The organism is Stenotrophomonas sp. ZAC14D2_NAIMI4_6, from assembly GCF_003086875.1.
GTDB lineage: Bacteria > Pseudomonadota > Gammaproteobacteria > Xanthomonadales > Xanthomonadaceae > Stenotrophomonas.
The window spans coordinates 438,497-455,966 of the sequence record NZ_CP025996.1 but is presented as its reverse complement, the minus strand read 5'-3'; the positions used below and the strand labels follow the sequence as shown (position 1 = coordinate 455,966).

Genomic DNA, 17,470 nt, shown 5'->3' with positions numbered 1-17,470 from the left:
TCGAGCCATGCTCGACTGCTGTTCGACGGAGTCGAGCACGGCTCGACTCTACAGAAACGCATCGCCACGATCTCTGCCACAATCGCGCTCCTTTCCCGCACCTGTGAGGCCCACCATGGGCAAGCTGACCCTGGCCGGCATCGACAAGCTGCGTACCCGTTTCGCCGATGACACCGCCTGCGATACCGCCCTGGCCGCCTTCGCCGACGCCGCCGCCCTGCGCGCGCCGCTGCGCGAACTGCTGGACGCCGAGCACCGCTACCTGCAGGCCGAATTCGAAGTGGCCCAGGTGGCCGATGTACTGCGCCGCGACCAGAAGTACGCACCGGTGGGCCGCCCGTCGGTGCACATCGTGCAGTTGCGCAAGCAGCAGGCCGCCACCAAGCAGGCCGCCCTGATCGCCCGCCAGGTGGTGGCGCAGGCCGCGCAGACCTTCGTGCGGGTAAGCGGAATGGCCGTGAAAGCCAAGCAGAGCCCCAGCGACGCATGCGCCGCATGGTTGATCGCGCAGCGGTGATCGCAGGGGTACGGCGGCCATGACCCGGTAGGGGCCAACCTTGGTTGGCCCACGGGATTACCGGCGTGCCAACCAAGGTTGGCACCTACCAAAGCGAATTCCGACGGCCATGACATGGCGCGCGTGCCGAGGCGGGTTTCAGCGGTCATGACCCGGTAGTGGCCAACCTTGGTTGGCCCGCGGGATAACGGGCGTGCCAACCAAGGTTGGCACCTACCAAAGCAAATTCCGGTGGCCATGACATGGCACGCGTGCCAAAGCGAATTCCGGCGGCCATGACCCGGTAGGGGCCAACCTTGGTTGGCCCACGGGATTACCGGCGTGCCAACCAAGGTTGGTACCTACCAAAGCGGTTTCCTGCGGCCATGACATGGCGCGCGTGCCGAGGCGGGTTTCAGCGGTCATGACCCGGTAGGGGCCAACCTTGGTTGGCCCGCGGGATAACGGGCGTGCCAACCAAGGTTGGCACCTACCAAAGCAAATTCCGGTGGCCATGACATGGCACGCGTGCCGAAGCGAATTCCGGCGGTCATGACCCAGTAGTGGCCAACCTTGGTTGGCCCACGGGATTACCAGCGTGCCAACCAAGGTTGGCACCTACCAAAGCGGGTTTCGGCGGCCATGACATGGCGCGCGTGCCGAAGCGAATTCCGGCGGTCATGACCCGGTAGTGGCCAACCTTGGTTGGCCCACGGGATTATCGGCATGCCAACCAAGGTTGGCACCTACCAAAGCGGTTTCCCCAAAAAAGAAGGCCCGCTTTTCAGCGGGCCTTCTGCCTTCTCACGACGAGTGAGCGGGTTACATCAAGCGGCCGGCTTTTCGCCGGTGGCTTCGGTGGTGATGCGGATCTTCACTTCATCGCTCACGTTCGGGGCGTACGCGCCCACGCCGAAGTCGCTGCGCTTCAGGGTGGTGGTGGCGTCGAAGCCCGCCGCCGGCACCTTGGCCATCGGGTGCTCGCCACCGCCGTTGATGGTCACGTCCAGGGTAACCGGCTTGGTGATGCCCTTGATGGTCAGGTCGCCGGTGACGGTCAGCTTGTTGGTGCCGGCCGCTTCAACCTTGGTGCTCTTGAAGGTGGCATCGGCGAACTTGGCGGCGTCGAAGAAGTCGGCGCTCTTCAGGTGTTCGTCGAACTTGGCGGTGAAGCTGTTCAGGCCGCTCAGCGGCAGCTTCACTTCCACGGTGCTCTTGGTCACGTCGGCGGCGTCGTACACCAGGGTGCCTTCCACGTTGCCGAAGTGGGCGCTGGGGTTGGAGAAGCCGAAGTGGCTCCACTGGGCCAGCACGTCGGTGTGGCTCGGGTCCAGCTTGTAGGTGCCCGAGGCGATCTGGATCGCTTCGGCAGCCGGGGCCGCAGCAGCGGCGTCGGCAGCCGGGGTGGCGGCCTGTTCGGTGGTGGCCGGGGCGGCAGCATCGGCGGCCGGGGCAGCGGTGTCGGCCGGCTTCGAGCAGGCGGCAATGGCCAGGGTCAGGGCCAGCGGCAGCAGCAGTTTACGGGTGGCGCTCATCAGGAAACTCTCCGGATCGTAGGGTGGGTACACGGTGCAGCAGGGGCCCGCCAAGGTGGCTGGGCCGAAACCGAGACAGCGACTTACGCGATGCGCGCCGCTTCGTCGAACGACAGACGCGGCAGACGGGGGAACAGGCCCGAGGGGTCACCGTAACCCAGGTTGACCAGGAAATTCGACTTGATGCTGGTGCCGGCGAAGAACGCTTCGTCCACCTTGGCATTGTCGAAGCCGGACATCGGGCCGGCATCCAGGCCCAGCGCGCGTGCGGCCAGGATCAGGTACGCACCCTGCAGGCTGCCGTTGCGGAACGCGCCTTCGTGGCGGCCTTCACGCGGGCCGTCGAACCAGGCTTTGGCATCGGTGTGCGGGAACAGGTAGGGCAGCTTTTCGTGGAAATCTTCGTCGAAGGCCACGATGACGGTGACCGGCGCGGCCAGGGTCTTGTCATGGTTGCCTTCGGACAGCGCCGGGGCCAGCTTGGCCTTGGCTTCGGCCGACTTCACGAAGACGAAACGCGCCGGGCTGCCGTTGGCGGCGGTGGGGCCCCACTTCAGCAGTTCGTACAGCGCGTGCAGCTGGCTGTCGTCCACCGGCTTGTCGGTGAATGCGTTCTGGGTGCGGGCGGTGCGGAACAGCTGGTCCAGTGCAGCAGCGTCAAGCGCGTGGGACATCGTGGATCTCCAGGGCAGCAACAGGGAAAAGGGCGAAGCAGCGCAGGGGCTGCGGCGCGAAACAATGAGCCGCAGTGTAGAGTGTCGCGACTGTTGCAACACCCAGCAGGGCTGAAACGAATTAATGCCAATGGTGAAACGATCGAGCGCGCCGTGGACGATCACGGACGGCCGTGCAGGCAATGTGCGCCAGGCCGTGGCGCTGGCTTCGGCGCTGCGCCTGGGCACCCACCGCCCGCTGGTATTGCAGCCGCGCGCACCGTGGCGCTGGCTGTCGCCGCGCCGCCTGCCGGGGGATGTGCGCGGCTACGGTGAGGCGTTGGCGACACTGGCTGCCGAGCCGCCGCCGCTGGCGATCGGCTGTGGCCGCCAGGCCGCCGGCGCGCTGCGTGTGCTGCGTGCACGGGGCAGCAAGGTGGTGCAGATCCTGGACCCGCGCATTGCCGCCCGCCATTGGGACCTGCTGGTGGTGCCCGAACACGATGCCCTGCGCGGCAGCAATGTGCTGACCCTGCTGGGCAGCCTGAACCCGGTGGACGATGACTGGCTGAGCCTGGGCCGCGCCGCCTTCGCCGATTTCCATGCCCTGCCCGGCCCGCGCACCGCGCTGCTGGTGGGCGGGCCGACGCCGCTGGCGCCGTGGGACGAAGCCGGCATGGTGCGCGTGTTCCAGGCCCTGGCCGAACAGCTGCGCAGCGAAGGCGGCAGCCTGCTGGCCACCACTTCCCGGCGCACACCGCCGGCGCTGGCCGAGACCCTGCGCGCCATCTTCGCCGACCTGCCGCATGTGATCTGGGGCGACGGCGGCGATGGCGTGAACCCCTACGCCGGGCTGCTGGGCTGGGCACAGCGGGTGGTGGTGTCGCCCGATTCGGTGAACCTGCTGTCCGAGGCCTGCGCCACGCGGCTGCCGGTGGCGGTGGCGCTGGCCGATACCGCACAGGGCCGGTTGGCGCGCTTCCAGCAGCAGCTGCGCGAACGCGGGCGGCTGCAACCGCGCTGGCTGGACTGGCAGTGCGCGGCCATCGAGCCGCTGCGCGAAACCGCGCGGGTGGCGGCCGAAGTGAAGGCCCGGCTGGGGCTGGGCTGACGCCAGGCGCGCCCGTGCCGGCCGCACAACGCCGCCACGGGCATTGGGTATGATCGGCCACGCGGGGCCGCCCCGCGCCCGCTCGCTCCATGGAGGAACAGACGATGCGTACCCTGCCCTGCACTGCCGCCGCCCTGGCACTGGCCATGGGCCTGTTGGCCACCGCCCCTGCCGATGCGCGGCGCGTTTATCACATCGTGGAAAACACGCCGGAGCCGGTACGCCTGGATGTTTCACCCGGCCTGGTAGCGAGCATGGCCGCCGCCGACGAAGCCGCACGCAACCCGCCGCCGGGCCAGGCGCCCACGCCTCCGTCCAATGGCGCGCCGCCGCCGATGCAGGTGGTGTCCATCGGCACCAACGTGGATGGCGAACGCGAGGTGCTGCTGCAGCAGCCGGGGCAGCCGGGTAATACCGCTGCGGTGCGCTGGCCGAACCAGGTGGGTGACCCGTCGGTGCTGTTCCACGTGGGGCAGCAGGTGCAGTTCGACCACACCCCGTCCGAAGGCCGCAAAGGGCTGATGGCGCGTGACGCGCAGGGCCGCCCGCTGACCCATATTCCCGAACCGGCGCCGGCATCGCAGGGCTGGAACACGCAGTATTGAGCACGCTGTACCGAGGCTGCCGCGCCGCCTGAACGGCGGTTTTTGGCGTTGCGTGGGTACGGGGGGATAATGGCCGATTCCTTTTTCCTTCCCGCCCGCCATGTCCGTGCGTCCTGCCCCCGTGTTTGCTCCCCTGACCCCGCGCGCCCTGGTGCTGGCCGTGCTGGCCATGGGTGCGGTGGTGCTGCTGTCCAACGTACTGGTGCAGTACCCCATCAATGACTGGCTGACCTGGGGTGCCTTCAGCTACCCGGTGGCGTTCCTGGTCAGCAACCTGATCAACCGCCGCTTCGGCCCCGGCCCGGCGCGCCGCGTGGCGTGGATCGGTTTCCTGGTGGCGGTGGTGCTGTCGGTGTGGGTGGCCACCCCGCGCATTGCCATTGCCTCGTGCTCGGCGTTCATCGTGGCGCAGCTGCTGGACATCACCGTGTTCGACCGCCTGCGCCGTGGCAGCTGGTGGCGCGCACCGATGGTGGCCACCACCTGCAGCGCCACGGTGGACACCACCATTTTCTGGTCGATCGCTTTTGCCGGTTCCACCCTGCCGTGGGTGAGCTGGGCCGCCGGCGACCTGGCCGTGAAGCTGGCCATCGGCGTCTGCCTGCTGGCCCCGTTCCGCGCACTGCTGTGGAAGATGGCGCCGCTGCGCAGCGAACTGCGCTGAGCGCGGGTTCCCGGCCGGCCACATGACCCGGTAGTGGCCAACCTTGGTTGGCCTGCGGGTTCCGTGCGTGCCAACCAAGGTTGGCACCTACCAAATGCGCATTCCCGGCCGGCCACATGACCCGGTAGTGGCCAACCTTGGTTGGCCTGCGGGTTCCTTGCGTGCCAACCAAGGTTGGCACCTACCAGAAGCGGGTTCCCGGCCGGCCACATGACCCGGTAGTGGCCAACCTTGGTTGGCCTGCGCGGTCTCTGCGTGCCAACCAAGGTTGGCACCTACCAAATGCGCATTCCCGGCCGGCCACATGACCCGGTAGTGGCCAACCTTGGTTGGCCTGCGCGGTCTCTGCGTGCCAACCAAGGTTGGCACCTACCAAAAGCGCATTCCCGGCCGGCCACATGACCCGGTAGTGGCCAACCTTGGTTGGCCTGCGGGTTCCTTGCGTGCCAACCAAGGTTGGCACCTACCAGAAGCGGGTTCCCGGCCGGCCACATGACCCGGTAGTGGCCAACCTTGGTTGGCCTGCGCGGTCTCTGCGTGCCAACCAAGGTTGGCACCTACCAAAAGCGGGTTCCCGGCCGGCCACACGACCCGGTAGTGGCCAACCTTGGTTGGCCTGCGGGTTCCGTGCGTGCCAACCAAGGTTGGCACCTACCAGAAGCGGGTTCCCGGCCGGCCACATGACCCCGTAGTGGCCAACCTTGGTTGGCCTGCGGGTTGCGTGCGTGCCAACCAAGGTTGGCACCTACCAAGAGCGCATTCCCGGCCGGCCACATGACCCGGTAGTGGCCAACCTTGGTTGGCCCGCGGGTTCCGTGCGTGCCAACCAAGGTTGGCACCTACCAAATGCGCATTCCCGGCCGGCCACATGACCCGGTAGTGGCCAACCTTGGTTGGCCTGCGGGTTCCGTGCGTGCCAACCAAGGTTGGCACCTACCAAAAGCGCGTTCCCGGCCGGCCACATGACCCGGTAGTGGCCAACCTTGGTTGGCCTGCGGGTTCCTTGCGTGCCAACCAAGGTTGGCACCTACCAAAAGCGGGTTCCCGGCCGGCCACATGACCCGGTAGTGGCCAACCTTGGTTGGCCTGCGGGTTCCGTGCGTGCCAACCAAGGTTGGCACCTACCAAAAGCGCATTCCCCGCCGGCCACATGACCCGGTAGTGGCCAACCTTGGTTGGCCTGCGGGTTCCGCGTGTGCCAACCAAGGTTGGCACCTACCAAGCGCGGGTTCCCCAGAGCGGGTTCCCGGCCGGGCGCGCATCACGCGAACGGCAATCCTGCGGCCACGCACGCGGCGGTAATCACGCTGCAGGCGTCTTCAATCGCAGGCGTGGGCGGGGCCAGGCGTGGGCGGCGATCGAGCGTGCAAGCCAGGCCAACATCCAGCAGCGCGGCATGCGCGCCCTGCAGTTGCTGCGCGGTAGCGGCAGGCAGGAATTCCGCCACCGCCAGTGCGTCGATCAGCGAGGGCGTGTCGCGCGGCTGCAGCAGCGCGGGCTGCTGTGCGCTGCGCGCCAGTACGCCGGTCTGCAAGAGGAATTCCAGATCCACCACGCCGCCGCGCCCCTGCTTCAGGTCGAAGCGGCCGGCATCGCTGCGGTCCAGTTCGCTGCGCATGCGGCCGCGCATCTTCAGCACGTCGGCATACAGGGTGTCCGGGTCGCGCACGCGGCCCAGGGTCTGTGCGCGCACCTGTTCGAAATCGGCCAGCAGGCTGGCATCGCCGGCCACGCCGCGCGCGCGCACCAACGCCTGGTGTTCCCAGGTCCACGCGCGTTCGCGCTGGTATTCGGTGTAGCTGGCCAGCGAGGACACCAGTGAGCCCTTGCCGCCGTCGGGGCGCAGGCGCACGTCGATGTCGTACAGGCGGCCGGCGGCGGTAACCGCACCCAGCAGCGCCATCACCTTCTGCGCCAGGCGCGCGTACCAGCGCCCCGGTTCCAGCGGGCGCGGGCCATCGCTGGTTTCCACGCCGGCCGGGTGGTCGTGCAGGAACACCAGGTCCAGATCGGAACCGAAGCCCAGTTCCAGCCCGCCCAGGCTGCCGTAGCCGATGATGGCAAAGCGCCCGCCGGGCACCTGCCCGTGGGCGGCGTGCATGTCAGCCTCGGCCAGGGCCAGCACGGTCATCACCACCGCCTGCGCCAGCTCGGCCAGTTGCCGGGTGCTGTCCACCGCGCCCTGGCGGCCGTCCAGCGTGGCCATGGCCATACGGAAGCTGAGCGCCAGGCGCGTTTCGTTCAACCAGCGCAGCTGCGATTCGGGGTCTTCCACCGGCAGCACCTGCCGGCATTCGGCCAGCATGCCGGTGAAGGCGGGCATCGGCCCGGACACGCGCACATCCAGCAGTTCGTCCAGCAGCAGCGGGTAGGCGGCCAGGCGTTCGGCCAGCAGCGCGCTGCGCGCCAGCACATCCACCAGCCGCGCCAGTGCGCTGGGTTGTTCGTCCAGCAGTGCCAGGTAGCTGGTGCGGCGCAGGACCGCCTGCAGCAGGCCCAGCACGCGCTTCAGCGCGGCATCGGGCTGCGGCGAACGGGTGGCGGCATGCAGCAGCGCCGGCAGCACGCGATCCAGGCGCGCTCGGGCGTTGTCAGAGAGCGCCTTCACCCCGGTGCTCTGGGCGAAGTCGCGCAGCGACTGGTCGGCGCCGTTGGCATCGAAGAAACCGGCCTCGGCCAGCAGTTCGGCATTGCTGCCCTCGGGCAGGCTGCGCCAGTAGCTGGCCAGCGCATCGGGCGCAGCCTGGCCCTGGCGCGGCGCCAGCAAGGCGGCGAATTCGGTGCTGACCCGCTGCTGCTGTTCGGCCAGCGCGGCGCGCAACGCGTCCCAGTGCGGGTAGCCCAGGCCCGTGGCGATGCGCTCGCGGTCCAGGGGGTCGCTTGGCAGCACATGGGTCTGGGCATCGCGCAGCATCTGCAGGCGGTTTTCCAGCCGGCGCAGGAACAGGTAGGCCTCGCGCAGTGCCGCGCCATCGTCCGGGGCAATCTGCCCGGCGTTCACCAGCGCCTGCAGCGCCACCAGCAGGCGACGCTCGCGCAGCACCGGTTCGCGGCCACCGCGGATCAACTGCAGCGCCTGGCACAGGAATTCGATTTCGCGGATGCCACCGGCGCCGCGCTTGATGTCTTCGTGCAGCTCGCGCCGGGCGACTTCGGCGGTGATCGCCGCCTTCATCTCGCGCAGGCCGTCCAGCGCGGTGAAATCCAGGTAACGCCGGTACACGAACGGGCGCAGGCTCTGCAGCCAGGCCTCGCCGGCGGCGATATCGCCGGCCACGGTGCGCGCCTTCAGCCAGGCGTAGCGTTCCCAGTCGCGGCCTTCGCGCTGGAAATACTGGTCCATGGCGGCGAAGGACAGTGCGACCCGGCCGGCGCTGCCGAACGGGCGCAGGCGCAGGTCCACGCGGTGGCTGAAGCCATCGACGGTGGTGTCGTCCAGCAGCTTGGCCAGGCGCTGGCCGAGGCGGGCGAAGTATTCCTCGGCGGCCAGCGGGCGCGGGCCGTCCGATTCGCCGCCGTGCGGGTAGGCGTAGACCAGGTCGATATCGGAACTGAAGTTGAGTTCGCCGCCGCCCAGCTTGCCCAGGCCGAACACCACCAGCTGCAGCGGCTGGCCGTCGCCATCGCGCACCACGCCGTGGCGCTGGGCGAATTCCTGCTGCAGCGCCTGCAGGGCCAGCCGCAGGCAGTCTTCGGCCAGCACGGTGGCACCGGCCAGGGTCTGCGGCACGTCGTCCAGGCCGGCCAGATCGCGCCAGATCAGCCGGGTGGACATGGCGGTGCGCCAGCGCCGCAGCTGCGCCGGCCAGTCGCTGGGCTGCAGCGGGTCGAGCACCGGCGCCGGCACCGGCGGGCAGCCCGGCGCGGCCAGCTGGGCCAGCAGGCTGGGTTGGCGCACCAGGGTATCCAGGGCGAAATCGCTGGCCACGGCCAGTTGCGCCAGGAACGGCAGCCGTTCGGCGGCGATGGGCTCGGGCACGGCCTGGGCCAGGCGCGCCAAGGCGCGATCTACCAGGGGCTGCAGGGAAGCGGGCACTTCGGTGGGGGCAACTGTCATGCCCCGATTCTCGCGGGGCCGGATGTCTTTGCCAACGGCTGGTCGTAGAGTCGAGCTTGCTCGACTGGCCGTTGCAGAGCAGTCGAGCAAGCTCGACTCTACGCGGGGCACTGCGTATTCAGCTTGGGCGTTGGGCAATAAAAAAGCCCGCTTGCAGCGAACTGCCAGCGGGCTCTGCTCCCTCCCCCACGTCGGGATGCAGGGCCATCGTGCGGGCTGCGGACGGACAATGCACGCTGCACTGCAAAACAAAACTGCTGGGTATGGTAGCCCCGGCCCCGGAAAAGCCATTCCACGAAGGTAGAACGCCCCGTACCGGGGGGGATGGCCGATAATCGAGCTTTCCCCCCAGAAACACTGTCGTCATGTCTGTTGATCGCATCGCCAACGCGCGTCTTCGTGACCGCGTGGTCTCTGCCGAGGCCGCAGCCGCGCTGATCCAGCCCGGTGAAACCGTGGCCATGAGCGGCTTCACCGGCTCCGGTTACCCCAAGGCCGTTCCCGTGGAACTGGCCCGCCGCATCGAAGCGGTGCACGCCCAGGGCAATCCCTTCCAGATCAAGCTGATGACCGGCGCCTCCACCGCGCCGGAGCTGGATGGCGCGCTGGCCAAGGCCGATGGCATCGCCATGCGCATGCCCTTCCAGAGCGACCCGGATGCGCGCAACCGCATCAACGAGGGCAAGCTGGATTACATCGACATCCACCTGAGCCACGTGGCCCAGCACGTGTGGTTCGGTTTCTACGGCGAGATCGACACCGCGGTGATCGAAGTGTCGGCCATCCGCGAAGACGGTTCGCTGGTGCCGTCCACTTCGGTGGGCAACAACAAGACCTGGCTGGACCTGGCGAAGAAGGTGATCGTCGAGGTGAACGAGTGGCAGCCGGCCGGCGTGGATGGCATGCATGACATCTACTACGGCACCGCCCTGCCGCCGCACCGCAAGCCGATTCCGCTGGTGAACGCCAACGACCGCATTGGCGATACCGCGCTGCGCTGCGACCCGGACAAGATCGTGGCCGTGGTGCGCACCAACGGCCCGGACCGCAACAGCCCGTTCAGCCCGATCGATGGCACCAGCGAACAGATCGCCTCGCACCTGATCGAATTCCTGAAGCACGAAGTGAAGAAGGGCCGGCTGCCGCCGAACCTGCTGCCGCTGCAGTCGGGCGTGGGCAATATTCCCAACGCCGTGCTGGCCGGCCTGGCCAAGAGCGGTTTCCGCGACCTGGCCGCGTTCACCGAAGTGATCCAGGACGGCATGCTGGACCTGTTGCGCGACGGGGTGCTGAGCTATGCCTCGTGCACCGGTTTTGCTCTCAGCCCGCAGGCCAACGAAACGTTCAAGGAACACATCGATTTCTACCGCGAGCGCATCATCATGCGCACGCAGGAAATCTCCAACCACCCCGAACTGGTGCGCCGCCTGGGCTGCATCGGCATGAACGGCATGATCGAGGTGGATATCTACGGCAACGTGAATTCCACCCACGTGATGGGCACGCGCATCATGAACGGCATTGGCGGTTCGGGTGATTTCGCCCGCAATGGCTTCCTGTCGGCGTTCCTGAGCCCGTCCACGGCGAAGAACGGCAGCATTTCGGCAATCGTGCCGATGGCCAGCCACGTGGACCACACCGAGCACGACGTATCGGTGATCGTGACCGAACAGGGCCTGGCCGACCTGCGTGGGCTGACCCCGCGCAAGCGCGCGCAGGTGCTGATCGACAACTGCGCGCACCCGGATTTCCGCCCGCAGCTGCAGGATTACTTCGACCGTGCCAGCCGCGAAAGCTACGGCAAGCACACCCCGCACCTGCTGCCCGAGGCGCTGTCGTGGCACCAGCGTTGGCTGGATACCGGCACGATGCAGGGTATGTAGCGTCGAGCCATGCTCGACTGTTTTTCCGTACAGCCGAGCATGGCTCGGCTCTACAGGGAGCGGTAGCGCCGGGCCATGCCCGGCGGTTGCCCTGCATCAACCGCGCAGCGCCGCCAGCGACTCAGCCTGCAGGCGCTCGTAGATCTCGAACTCGTCATTCACCGCCACGCCCAGCGCCTGCTCGAAGGCCTCGCGGTTGGCGTGCGCGGCATAGGCGCGCTGTTCTTCGCCGCCCAGGTTCGACTGGAAGATGCCTGCGGCGCTGACCGGCAGGAAATCTTCGTAGACGATCGGGTCGGCCGTGGCCAGGCCCGCCGCCACCAGCACTTCGGCCGGTAGATCGGCCACGCGCTCCGGCGCAGCACGCCCGGCCTCGGTCAGCTGGTAACGGTAGTAGCCCAGGCCTTCCTGGCGCAGGGTGTCATGGTCGTCGGGGAAGCTGGCGAACACCGCCTGCAGGCGCTGGCCGTAATCGCCGCCGGTGCTGCCGGCACCGCCAGCATCGCGCGCCTGCGCCAGCAGCTGGTCGTACAGCGCGCGGCCCTTCGGCGTCAGGGCCAGGCCGCGCTGTTCGATCTCTCCGAAGCGCGCGGTATGGGTGCCGGCGTCGCCGCCTTCCGCATCCGGGAAATGCACGGCCTCTTCCAGCGCCTTGAAGCTGGTCTGCCGCAGCAGGATCGGGCAGGCGCGGCGCGGCGGGCCTTCGATCACCGCCTTGGCGGCCATGCCCTGTTCAATCATCGCGCCCTGCGCCGCATCGATGTCCAGCGTGCGCGGCGTCAGGTGGTTGATATGCGGGCCGCGGAAGCTGACCACGTCGGCCACCAACCGGTGCGCGTTGTGCAGGGCGTGGTAGGTGGGCAGATCCACGGTGGCATCGCCGTGCCAGCGGAAGGTTTCCAGCGCTTCGGCCACGAAGCGTTCGGCATCGGCCTGCGACAGGCCACCGTCACGCTCGGCCTGGTCGATCAGCGCCAGCGCGCCGTCGGTGAAGATGCGGCGGCGCTCGAGGATGCGCGCGGATTCGGCGCGCAGGGTAGCGTCTTCGATCAGTTCCAGCCGCAGCAGCGAGGTGAACACGCGGAACGGGTTCTGCGCCAGCGCGGCGGCAGTCAGCGGGCGGAACGCGGTGGAATGCACCGGCACGCCCGCCACCGACAGGTCGTAGTAGCCCACCGGGTACATGCCCATGACCGCGAACAGGCGGCGCAGGGTGGCCAGTTCCTGCACCGTGCCGACGCGGATGGCGCCATGGCGCTCTTCGTCCAGGCGCGCACGTTCATCGTTGCGCTCCAGCTGCGCGGCCAGTGCGGGGTCTTCTTCCAGAACCTGCGTGTTGATGCGCTCCACCAGGTCCACCAGTGCGCCGTACAGCGGCACTTCGGTGCGGTACAGGCGGGACATGGCCTGGGCGAACAGGCGGCGGATCAGATCAGGCGAAACGAAAGAGGCGCTCATCGGTTACTCGATCACGGGAACGGGGAACAACGCGAATGCCTATTGTCGCCGCAGCGCGTGGCCGCGGCGAGACGCACAGCAGCATGACGGATAGGGGCGTGCGAACCAAGGTTCGCACCTACCGGGCCCTCGCTGGGCATGGCCGCAGCCGCGGACTGCTTTGGTAGGTGCGAACCTTGGTTCGCACTCGCCGGGCATGGCCCGGCGCTACCGGCCCAGCTGGCGCTTCAGGGTGGCATCGAGGGTGATCGGCCGGTCCCAGTGCTCGAAGCTGGCCACCACGGCGTGGCGCACGGCGCGCACGTGCAGATTGGTCGGCTTCACCGGCATGCGCTCGACCACCGCTTCCCAGCCCCCTTCCGGGTTCTGGCTGAAGGCACGCACGCTGTCGCGGCAGGTCTGGCCGCTGGCCTTGGCCCAGAAGCAGGCGAAGTAGATATCGCCGGCCTGCCAGCCATGGGCGGTGAACAGCGCGCTGACATAGGCGCGCGGCACGTCGGCATAGCGCGAGACTTCGTCCAGGAAGGCGTCGGGGTAGCGCTCTGCGTAATGGTTGATGTCCTGCAACTGGGCATCCAGCCAGCTGTCGCCGCTGTTCACTTCATAGGCCGCCGAACGTTCGGCGGTCTGCTGGGCCAGCACGGTGGCCGGCACCAGTAGCAGGATCGACAGCAGCGCGCGCAGGATCAGGTTCATGCCCCGATTCTGCCGCAGCCGCTGCGCCCTGTCAGGCCGCGGTGGCCTTGGCCTCGATGGCGGCCAGCGCAGCCGGCCAGTCCCAGGCGGTATCGGCGGTGACCATGCGCGGCTCGTCCTCGGCCACCCCGTGTTCGGTTTCGTGGGCCCAGGTAACCGCGTACGGGGTATGGATGCCCCAGCCCCCCAGGGTGACCACCGGCTCGATATCCGAACGCAGCGAGTTGCCGACCATCACGAACTGCGAGATCGGCAGTTCGAATTCGGCCAGCACGCGGGCGTAGGTCTGCGGGTCCTTCTCGGACACGATCTCGATGCGCGGGAACAGGTCATGCAGGCGGGCGACATCGATCTTCGCTTCCTGGTGGAACAGATCGCCCTTGGTGATCAGCACCACCGGGTAGTGTTCGGCGATGGCCGCCACCGATTCGCGCACGCCGTCGATCAGCTCGACCGGGTGGCGCAGGGTGTCATGGCCAATGTCCAGGATGCGCTGGATGTCCTTGGCTTCGATGCGCTGGCCGGTGATGTCGATGGCCGCTTCGATCATCGACAGGGCCATGCCCTTCACCCCGTAACCGAACACGCCCAGGTTGCGCTGCTGTACTTCCAGCAGGTGGCGCGCGGTGCGGGTGTCGTGCACGTCGATGTAGCGCGACAGCAGGTCCAGATAATCCTGCTCGGCCTTGCGGTAGTAGTCCTCGCTCTTCCACAGCGTATCGTCACCGTCAAAACCGACCAGGCCGATGGCGCGCGACGGCGCGGGCATGGAGGTGTTCATCGCACAAGGATACAGGCCCCCGGCACGCAGAAAAAACCCGGGCGGCCGAAGCCGCCCGGGTCCCCATGCACCGGTTGTCCCGACGGTGTTGGATCAGCGGCCCGGCGCGGCGTTGCCACCGGCCGCGGCGCCCTGCTGGGCCGCCACGTAGGCCTTGTATTCATCGGGGCTCAGTTCCCCGTCCTTGTTGGCGTCGGCCTGGTCGAACACTTGGGCCAGGCCCGCGTTCACCTGCGCCTCGGCCTTGCTGATGGTGCCGTTGCCATCGGTATCGATGCTGGCCCAGGTCTGGCCGCCGCCACCGCCACCGCTGGCCTGCGCCGACGCTGCGGCCGCCGCGTTGCTGGCCTGGTCAGCGGCCTGGCCGGCCTGTGCCGCCGACTGCTGGGCCTGCGCGGCCTGATTCTGTGCCTGCGCGGCCTGCTGCTGGGCGGACTGCGCCATGGCCGGAAGGGTGAGCAGGCTGCCAGCAGCAACGACCAGGGCGATCAGGGGCTTACGGTTGCGAATCGTCATAGGGGATGTCTCCTTTGGGTGGTGTTGCGCGGCCTGTTGTTTCCGCACGGCACCTACCCTGCCACCCCGTTTCTGAATCGATTTTGCGCCGCGACCGGCGCCACCACGCGGCATTAACCACTCAGCCGTGCACATGCTTTAGCGCAGTGGTTAGCGCAAAGTGAGCGGCTCATAAGGCACGCATTCAGCGCGCGCGGATTTAACCTGTACGCAACGAAAAACCTGCGTCAGTCGACGTTCTGCGCGGATGACCGCGAACTGAACACAATCCATCCCAGCGCCACGCCGGCAAGCGCGCCGGCGATTTCCAGCACCACCCGGCTGCCCAGTTCGTTGGGATCGTGGATGGTGGACAGGAAGATGCGCGCATACAGCGGCGACTCCAACCGCACGATGCCCATGTAGAACAGCTTCCAGATATCGATGCCGGCGCCGATGATCACCGCCAGCACGCACGCAGCACCGATGGCCTGGTTCACCGAACCGCCCAGGCCGCGCACCACGCGCAGCATCAGCAGGTACATCAGCAGGCCCACCAGCAGGGCGATGCCACCGGCTTCCAGGGTGCCAAGCAGGCCGAAGTGCAGCGGAAGGTTCATGCGGGCGCGCGTGCAGGGAGAGGCGGCCAGTGTAATTCCATCGGCAGGGCTGCGCCCTGCACCCCTGTAGAGTCGAGCCATGCTCGACTGAAGCAACTGGACGGCCATCGAACACCATCCACGCGTGGCGTGGATCTACTGCACGGGGACGTCGTAGGCGGTGCCGGGGTCCGGTTCGGGCTGCAGGGTGTAATGCCACCATTCCTGCGGGTAGTTGGCGAACCCACGCCGGGCCATGGCCTGCAGCAGCTGCTGGCGGTTGCCGCACTGCGCCGGGGTCAGCCCCGGTGTTTCGGTATGCGCGCGCACGCCGAAGAAATCGAAATCGGTGCCCATGTCCATCACCACGCACGCGCCCGTGCGGCAATCCAGCAGGCCCAGGTCGACGGTGGCGCCACGGCTGTGGCCCGAACGCTCGGCGATGTAGCCGTCGGCCAGCAGCTGCGGCTTGTCCAGGTCTGGGTACTGCAGGACCTTGCGCGATTGCTCATGCGGATCGTGCACCCAGGCCATGAACGCCTGTACCGCCCGCACGGGCCGGTAGCAGTCATACACGCGCAGGCCATAACCGGCGCTGCGCAGGTCGGCTTCCACCTTCGCCAGCGCCTGCGCCACCGGTGCCAGCAGATAGCAGGCCGGCGCCTGGTAGCCCGGCACGGGGGCGCCGGTGAAGTTGTTCGCGCCGGCATAACGGATATCGAGCTGGATCTGCGGCGACACGGTGCGGATCTCCACCAGCCCCGCCGCCGCAGCATCAGTGGCTGGGGAAACTCGTGGTGGCTCAGCGGCGCGGGACGTCGCCGCCGCTGTCAGCGCAATCGCCAGTGCGAGTGAAATGCAGATCCTGGAAGTCATAGCTGAAGTCGATCTCGGGGTCGATGGCACGCAGGTCCAGCGTTGGCGGCGCGCCGTCGCCCGGCTGCAGCCATGCCTGTGCCTGCTCACCCAGCGTATCCCAGTGCAGCAGCCAGCGCCCCTGCACCTGCTGCACGCTGGCCTGCAGCTTCGGTGATTTTTCCACGGCAAAGCGCAGCCCCTTCGGCCCAGAGCACAGCGACGCATTGCCCAGCCAGGGATCACGATAGCGGCCCTGCCAGCGCGTCAGGTCTTCAGACGTAGCCGCGCGCGCCCCGGCGGTGGACGGCCGCCCGCCAGCGCTGGCCGCACGCACCGCGCGATCGGCGGCCAGTTCGGCCAGGTAGCTCATGGCAGAAGCGGCCTGCTCGGGCGCGGTGTAGCCCTTCAACATCGACTGCATCAGCGCGGTGCGTGCATCCTCGCCTTCGCCATTGATCAGCATCACCACGCCCACCTTGCGGTCGGGCAGCAGCGCCAGCGAGGAGTACATGGCCGACAGCGTGCCGGTGTGCGCCACCTTCCACTGCCCGTCCATGTCTGAAACCCGCCAGCCATAGCCATAACCGTAGAAGTGCGCGTTGTCCCAACGGCGCTGGCGTTCGCCCAGCGGCATGGGCATGTGCAGGGTCCACAGCGTGCGGCGCTGCTCGCTGCCCAGCCAATCGGGCACCAGCGCAGGGTCCAGCAGTACCTGCATCCAGCGGGTCATGTCGGCCAGCGAACAGCGGATGCCACCGGCGGCCATCGATGTCAGATCAGGGCTGCGCGCGCCATCGGCGTTGACCACCACCGGTTGCCCATCGCGAACGGTATGTGGCTGCGCCACGTTGCCCACGCGCTTCACCGACCACGCACCCACCTGGCAGCGCCGCATGCCCAGCGGCTGGAACACCTGTTCGCGCAGCAGCTGGTCATAGGGCTTGCCGCCGGCGGCGGCGGCCACTTCGCCGGCCACCACATACATCAGGTTGTCGTAGGCATAGCCACTGCGGAAGCTGCTGACCGGTTTCAGGTGGGCCAGCCCGGCAATGATGTCGGCGCGGGTGTAGGCATTGGGCTCGGGCCACAGCATCAGGTCGCCCGCACCCAGGCCAAGGCCGCTGTTGTGGATCAGCAGGTCGCGCACCTGCATGTGCTCGCCTACCCAGGGGTCATGCATGCGGAAGGCAGGCAGGTACCTGCGCACCGGGTCATCCCAGCGCAGTTTTCCCTGCTGCACCAAGCGGGCCAGCAGGGCGGCGGTCATGGCCTTGCTGTTGGACGCGATCTTGAACAGCGTGTCTTCGTCGATGCGTCCACCATCGCCGCGTGCGCCCTGGACGTAGCGGTAGGCCACGCGGCCGTCTTCCACCACGGCCAGGGCGATGCCCGGCAGGTGCTCGTGCTGGACCACGGCGGCTACATCGGCATCGATGGATGCGGTGCTGGTGGCCTGTGCGTGGACCGCCGGTGCCAGTGCCAGCAGGGCCATGCCGGCGTAACGCCGGCAACGGCCCCGCACGCGGTGTCGCGCACCCTGCGAAGCGCAGTCGAGCAAGCTCGACGCTACCGGGCGCGC

General features: G+C 68.0%; 15 protein-coding genes. 5 read left to right on the top strand and 10 right to left on the bottom strand.

The window, feature by feature from the left end; genetic code table 11:
• Positions 1-115: 115 nt before the first annotated feature.
• Complete coding sequence (locus C1933_RS02000) at positions 116-517, top strand: hypothetical protein (RefSeq protein WP_108751973.1); 402 nt, start codon at positions 116-118, stop codon at positions 515-517.
• 806 nt (positions 518-1,323) lie between these two features.
• Here C1933_RS02000 and C1933_RS01995 read toward each other — a convergent pair.
• Positions 1,324-2,031, bottom strand: coding sequence for a YceI family protein (locus C1933_RS01995; RefSeq protein ID WP_108751972.1), 708 nt, complete (start codon positions 2,029-2,031; stop codon positions 1,324-1,326).
• 83 nt (positions 2,032-2,114) lie between these two features.
• Positions 2,115-2,705, bottom strand: coding sequence for a malonic semialdehyde reductase (locus C1933_RS01990; protein WP_108751971.1), 591 nt, complete (start codon positions 2,703-2,705; stop codon positions 2,115-2,117).
• A 130-nt stretch (positions 2,706-2,835) separates the two neighbouring features.
• On the opposite strand from C1933_RS01990, the gene C1933_RS01985 reads away from it, so the two are divergent.
• The 3 genes from C1933_RS01985 to C1933_RS01975 all read left to right on the top strand — a co-directional run bounded on the left by C1933_RS01985 (position 2,836) and on the right by C1933_RS01975 (position 5,064).
• Positions 2,836-3,795 (top strand): mitochondrial fission ELM1 family protein, encoded by a 960-nt coding sequence (locus tag C1933_RS01985; RefSeq protein ID WP_108751970.1) that lies wholly within the window; start codon positions 2,836-2,838, stop codon positions 3,793-3,795.
• A gap of 104 nt (positions 3,796-3,899) precedes the next feature.
• Positions 3,900-4,400 carry a hypothetical protein gene (locus C1933_RS01980; protein WP_108751969.1) on the top strand — a complete coding sequence of 167 codons (501 nt, stop codon included), beginning with the start codon at positions 3,900-3,902 and terminating at the stop codon, positions 4,398-4,400.
• A 100-nt stretch (positions 4,401-4,500) separates the two neighbouring features.
• A complete protein-coding gene (locus C1933_RS01975; RefSeq protein WP_108748275.1) occupies positions 4,501-5,064 on the top strand; it encodes a queuosine precursor transporter in 564 nt (187 codons plus the stop codon).
• Positions 5,065-6,325: 1,261 nt separating this feature from the next.
• Here the strand turns inward: C1933_RS01975 and glnE are convergent.
• The gene (glnE, locus tag C1933_RS01970; RefSeq protein ID WP_108751968.1) at positions 6,326-9,121 is read right to left on the bottom strand and encodes a bifunctional [glutamate--ammonia ligase]-adenylyl-L-tyrosine phosphorylase/[glutamate--ammonia-ligase] adenylyltransferase; all 2,796 of its coding nucleotides are present in this window, start codon (positions 9,119-9,121) and stop codon (positions 6,326-6,328) included.
• A gap of 365 nt (positions 9,122-9,486) precedes the next feature.
• Here glnE and C1933_RS01965 point away from each other — a divergent pair, with 365 nt between their 5' ends.
• Positions 9,487-11,004, top strand: a complete 1,518-nt coding sequence (locus C1933_RS01965; protein WP_108751967.1) for an acetyl-CoA hydrolase/transferase family protein — start codon at positions 9,487-9,489, stop codon at positions 11,002-11,004.
• Positions 11,005-11,100: 96 nt separating this feature from the next.
• Here C1933_RS01965 and C1933_RS01960 read toward each other — a convergent pair whose 3' ends face one another.
• The 7 genes from C1933_RS01960 to C1933_RS01930 form a co-directional block, all read right to left on the bottom strand.
• Positions 11,101-12,462 carry a VOC family protein gene (locus tag C1933_RS01960; RefSeq protein ID WP_108751966.1) on the bottom strand — a complete coding sequence of 454 codons (1,362 nt, stop codon included), beginning with the start codon at positions 12,460-12,462 and terminating at the stop codon, positions 11,101-11,103.
• Positions 12,463-12,669: 207 nt separating this feature from the next.
• Complete coding sequence (locus C1933_RS01955) at positions 12,670-13,158, bottom strand: hypothetical protein (protein WP_108751965.1); 489 nt, start codon at positions 13,156-13,158, stop codon at positions 12,670-12,672.
• A gap of 31 nt (positions 13,159-13,189) precedes the next feature.
• Complete coding sequence (locus C1933_RS01950) at positions 13,190-13,939, bottom strand: HAD family hydrolase (protein WP_108751964.1); 750 nt, start codon at positions 13,937-13,939, stop codon at positions 13,190-13,192.
• 93 nt (positions 13,940-14,032) lie between these two features.
• On the bottom strand, positions 14,033-14,455 hold the full coding sequence (locus C1933_RS01945; RefSeq protein WP_108748269.1) for an EF-hand domain-containing protein: 423 nt from the start codon (positions 14,453-14,455) through the stop codon (positions 14,033-14,035).
• Between the two features lie 227 nt (positions 14,456-14,682).
• On the bottom strand, positions 14,683-15,054 hold the full coding sequence (locus C1933_RS01940) for a hypothetical protein (RefSeq protein ID WP_108751963.1): 372 nt from the start codon (positions 15,052-15,054) through the stop codon (positions 14,683-14,685).
• Positions 15,055-15,189: 135 nt separating this feature from the next.
• A complete protein-coding gene (locus C1933_RS01935) occupies positions 15,190-15,909 on the bottom strand; it encodes a M15 family metallopeptidase (RefSeq protein ID WP_108751962.1) in 720 nt (239 codons plus the stop codon).
• A complete protein-coding gene (locus C1933_RS01930) occupies positions 15,836-17,383 on the bottom strand; it encodes a serine hydrolase domain-containing protein (RefSeq protein ID WP_108751961.1) in 1,548 nt (515 codons plus the stop codon). The genes C1933_RS01935 and C1933_RS01930 overlap by 74 nt, the downstream gene beginning before the upstream one ends.
• Positions 17,384-17,470 lie beyond the last annotated feature (87 nt).

Bases quoted from the DNA above. Each gene is read 5' to 3' on its own strand.
- glnE (WP_108751968.1), bottom strand. From the start codon at position 9,121: ATGACAGTTGCCCCCACCGAAGTGCCCGCTTCCCTGCAGCCCCTGGTA.
- C1933_RS01930 (WP_108751961.1), bottom strand. From the start codon at position 17,383: ATGGCCCTGCTGGCACTGGCACCGGCGGTCCACGCACAGGCCACCAGC.
- C1933_RS01975 (WP_108748275.1), top strand. From the start codon at position 4,501: ATGTCCGTGCGTCCTGCCCCCGTGTTTGCTCCCCTGACCCCGCGCGCC.
- C1933_RS01985 (WP_108751970.1), top strand. From the start codon at position 2,836: ATGGTGAAACGATCGAGCGCGCCGTGGACGATCACGGACGGCCGTGCA.
- C1933_RS01940 (WP_108751963.1), bottom strand. From the start codon at position 15,054: ATGAACCTTCCGCTGCACTTCGGCCTGCTTGGCACCCTGGAAGCCGGT.
- C1933_RS01980 (WP_108751969.1), top strand. From the start codon at position 3,900: ATGCGTACCCTGCCCTGCACTGCCGCCGCCCTGGCACTGGCCATGGGC.
- C1933_RS01960 (WP_108751966.1), bottom strand. From the start codon at position 12,462: ATGAGCGCCTCTTTCGTTTCGCCTGATCTGATCCGCCGCCTGTTCGCC.
- C1933_RS01965 (WP_108751967.1), top strand. From the start codon at position 9,487: ATGTCTGTTGATCGCATCGCCAACGCGCGTCTTCGTGACCGCGTGGTC.
- C1933_RS02000 (WP_108751973.1), top strand. From the start codon at position 116: ATGGGCAAGCTGACCCTGGCCGGCATCGACAAGCTGCGTACCCGTTTC.
- C1933_RS01990 (WP_108751971.1), bottom strand. From the start codon at position 2,705: ATGTCCCACGCGCTTGACGCTGCTGCACTGGACCAGCTGTTCCGCACC.
- C1933_RS01955 (WP_108751965.1), bottom strand. From the start codon at position 13,158: ATGAACCTGATCCTGCGCGCGCTGCTGTCGATCCTGCTACTGGTGCCG.
- C1933_RS01935 (WP_108751962.1), bottom strand. From the start codon at position 15,909: ATGACTTCCAGGATCTGCATTTCACTCGCACTGGCGATTGCGCTGACA.
- C1933_RS01950 (WP_108751964.1), bottom strand. From the start codon at position 13,939: ATGAACACCTCCATGCCCGCGCCGTCGCGCGCCATCGGCCTGGTCGGT.
- C1933_RS01945 (WP_108748269.1), bottom strand. From the start codon at position 14,455: ATGACGATTCGCAACCGTAAGCCCCTGATCGCCCTGGTCGTTGCTGCT.
- C1933_RS01995 (WP_108751972.1), bottom strand. From the start codon at position 2,031: ATGAGCGCCACCCGTAAACTGCTGCTGCCGCTGGCCCTGACCCTGGCC.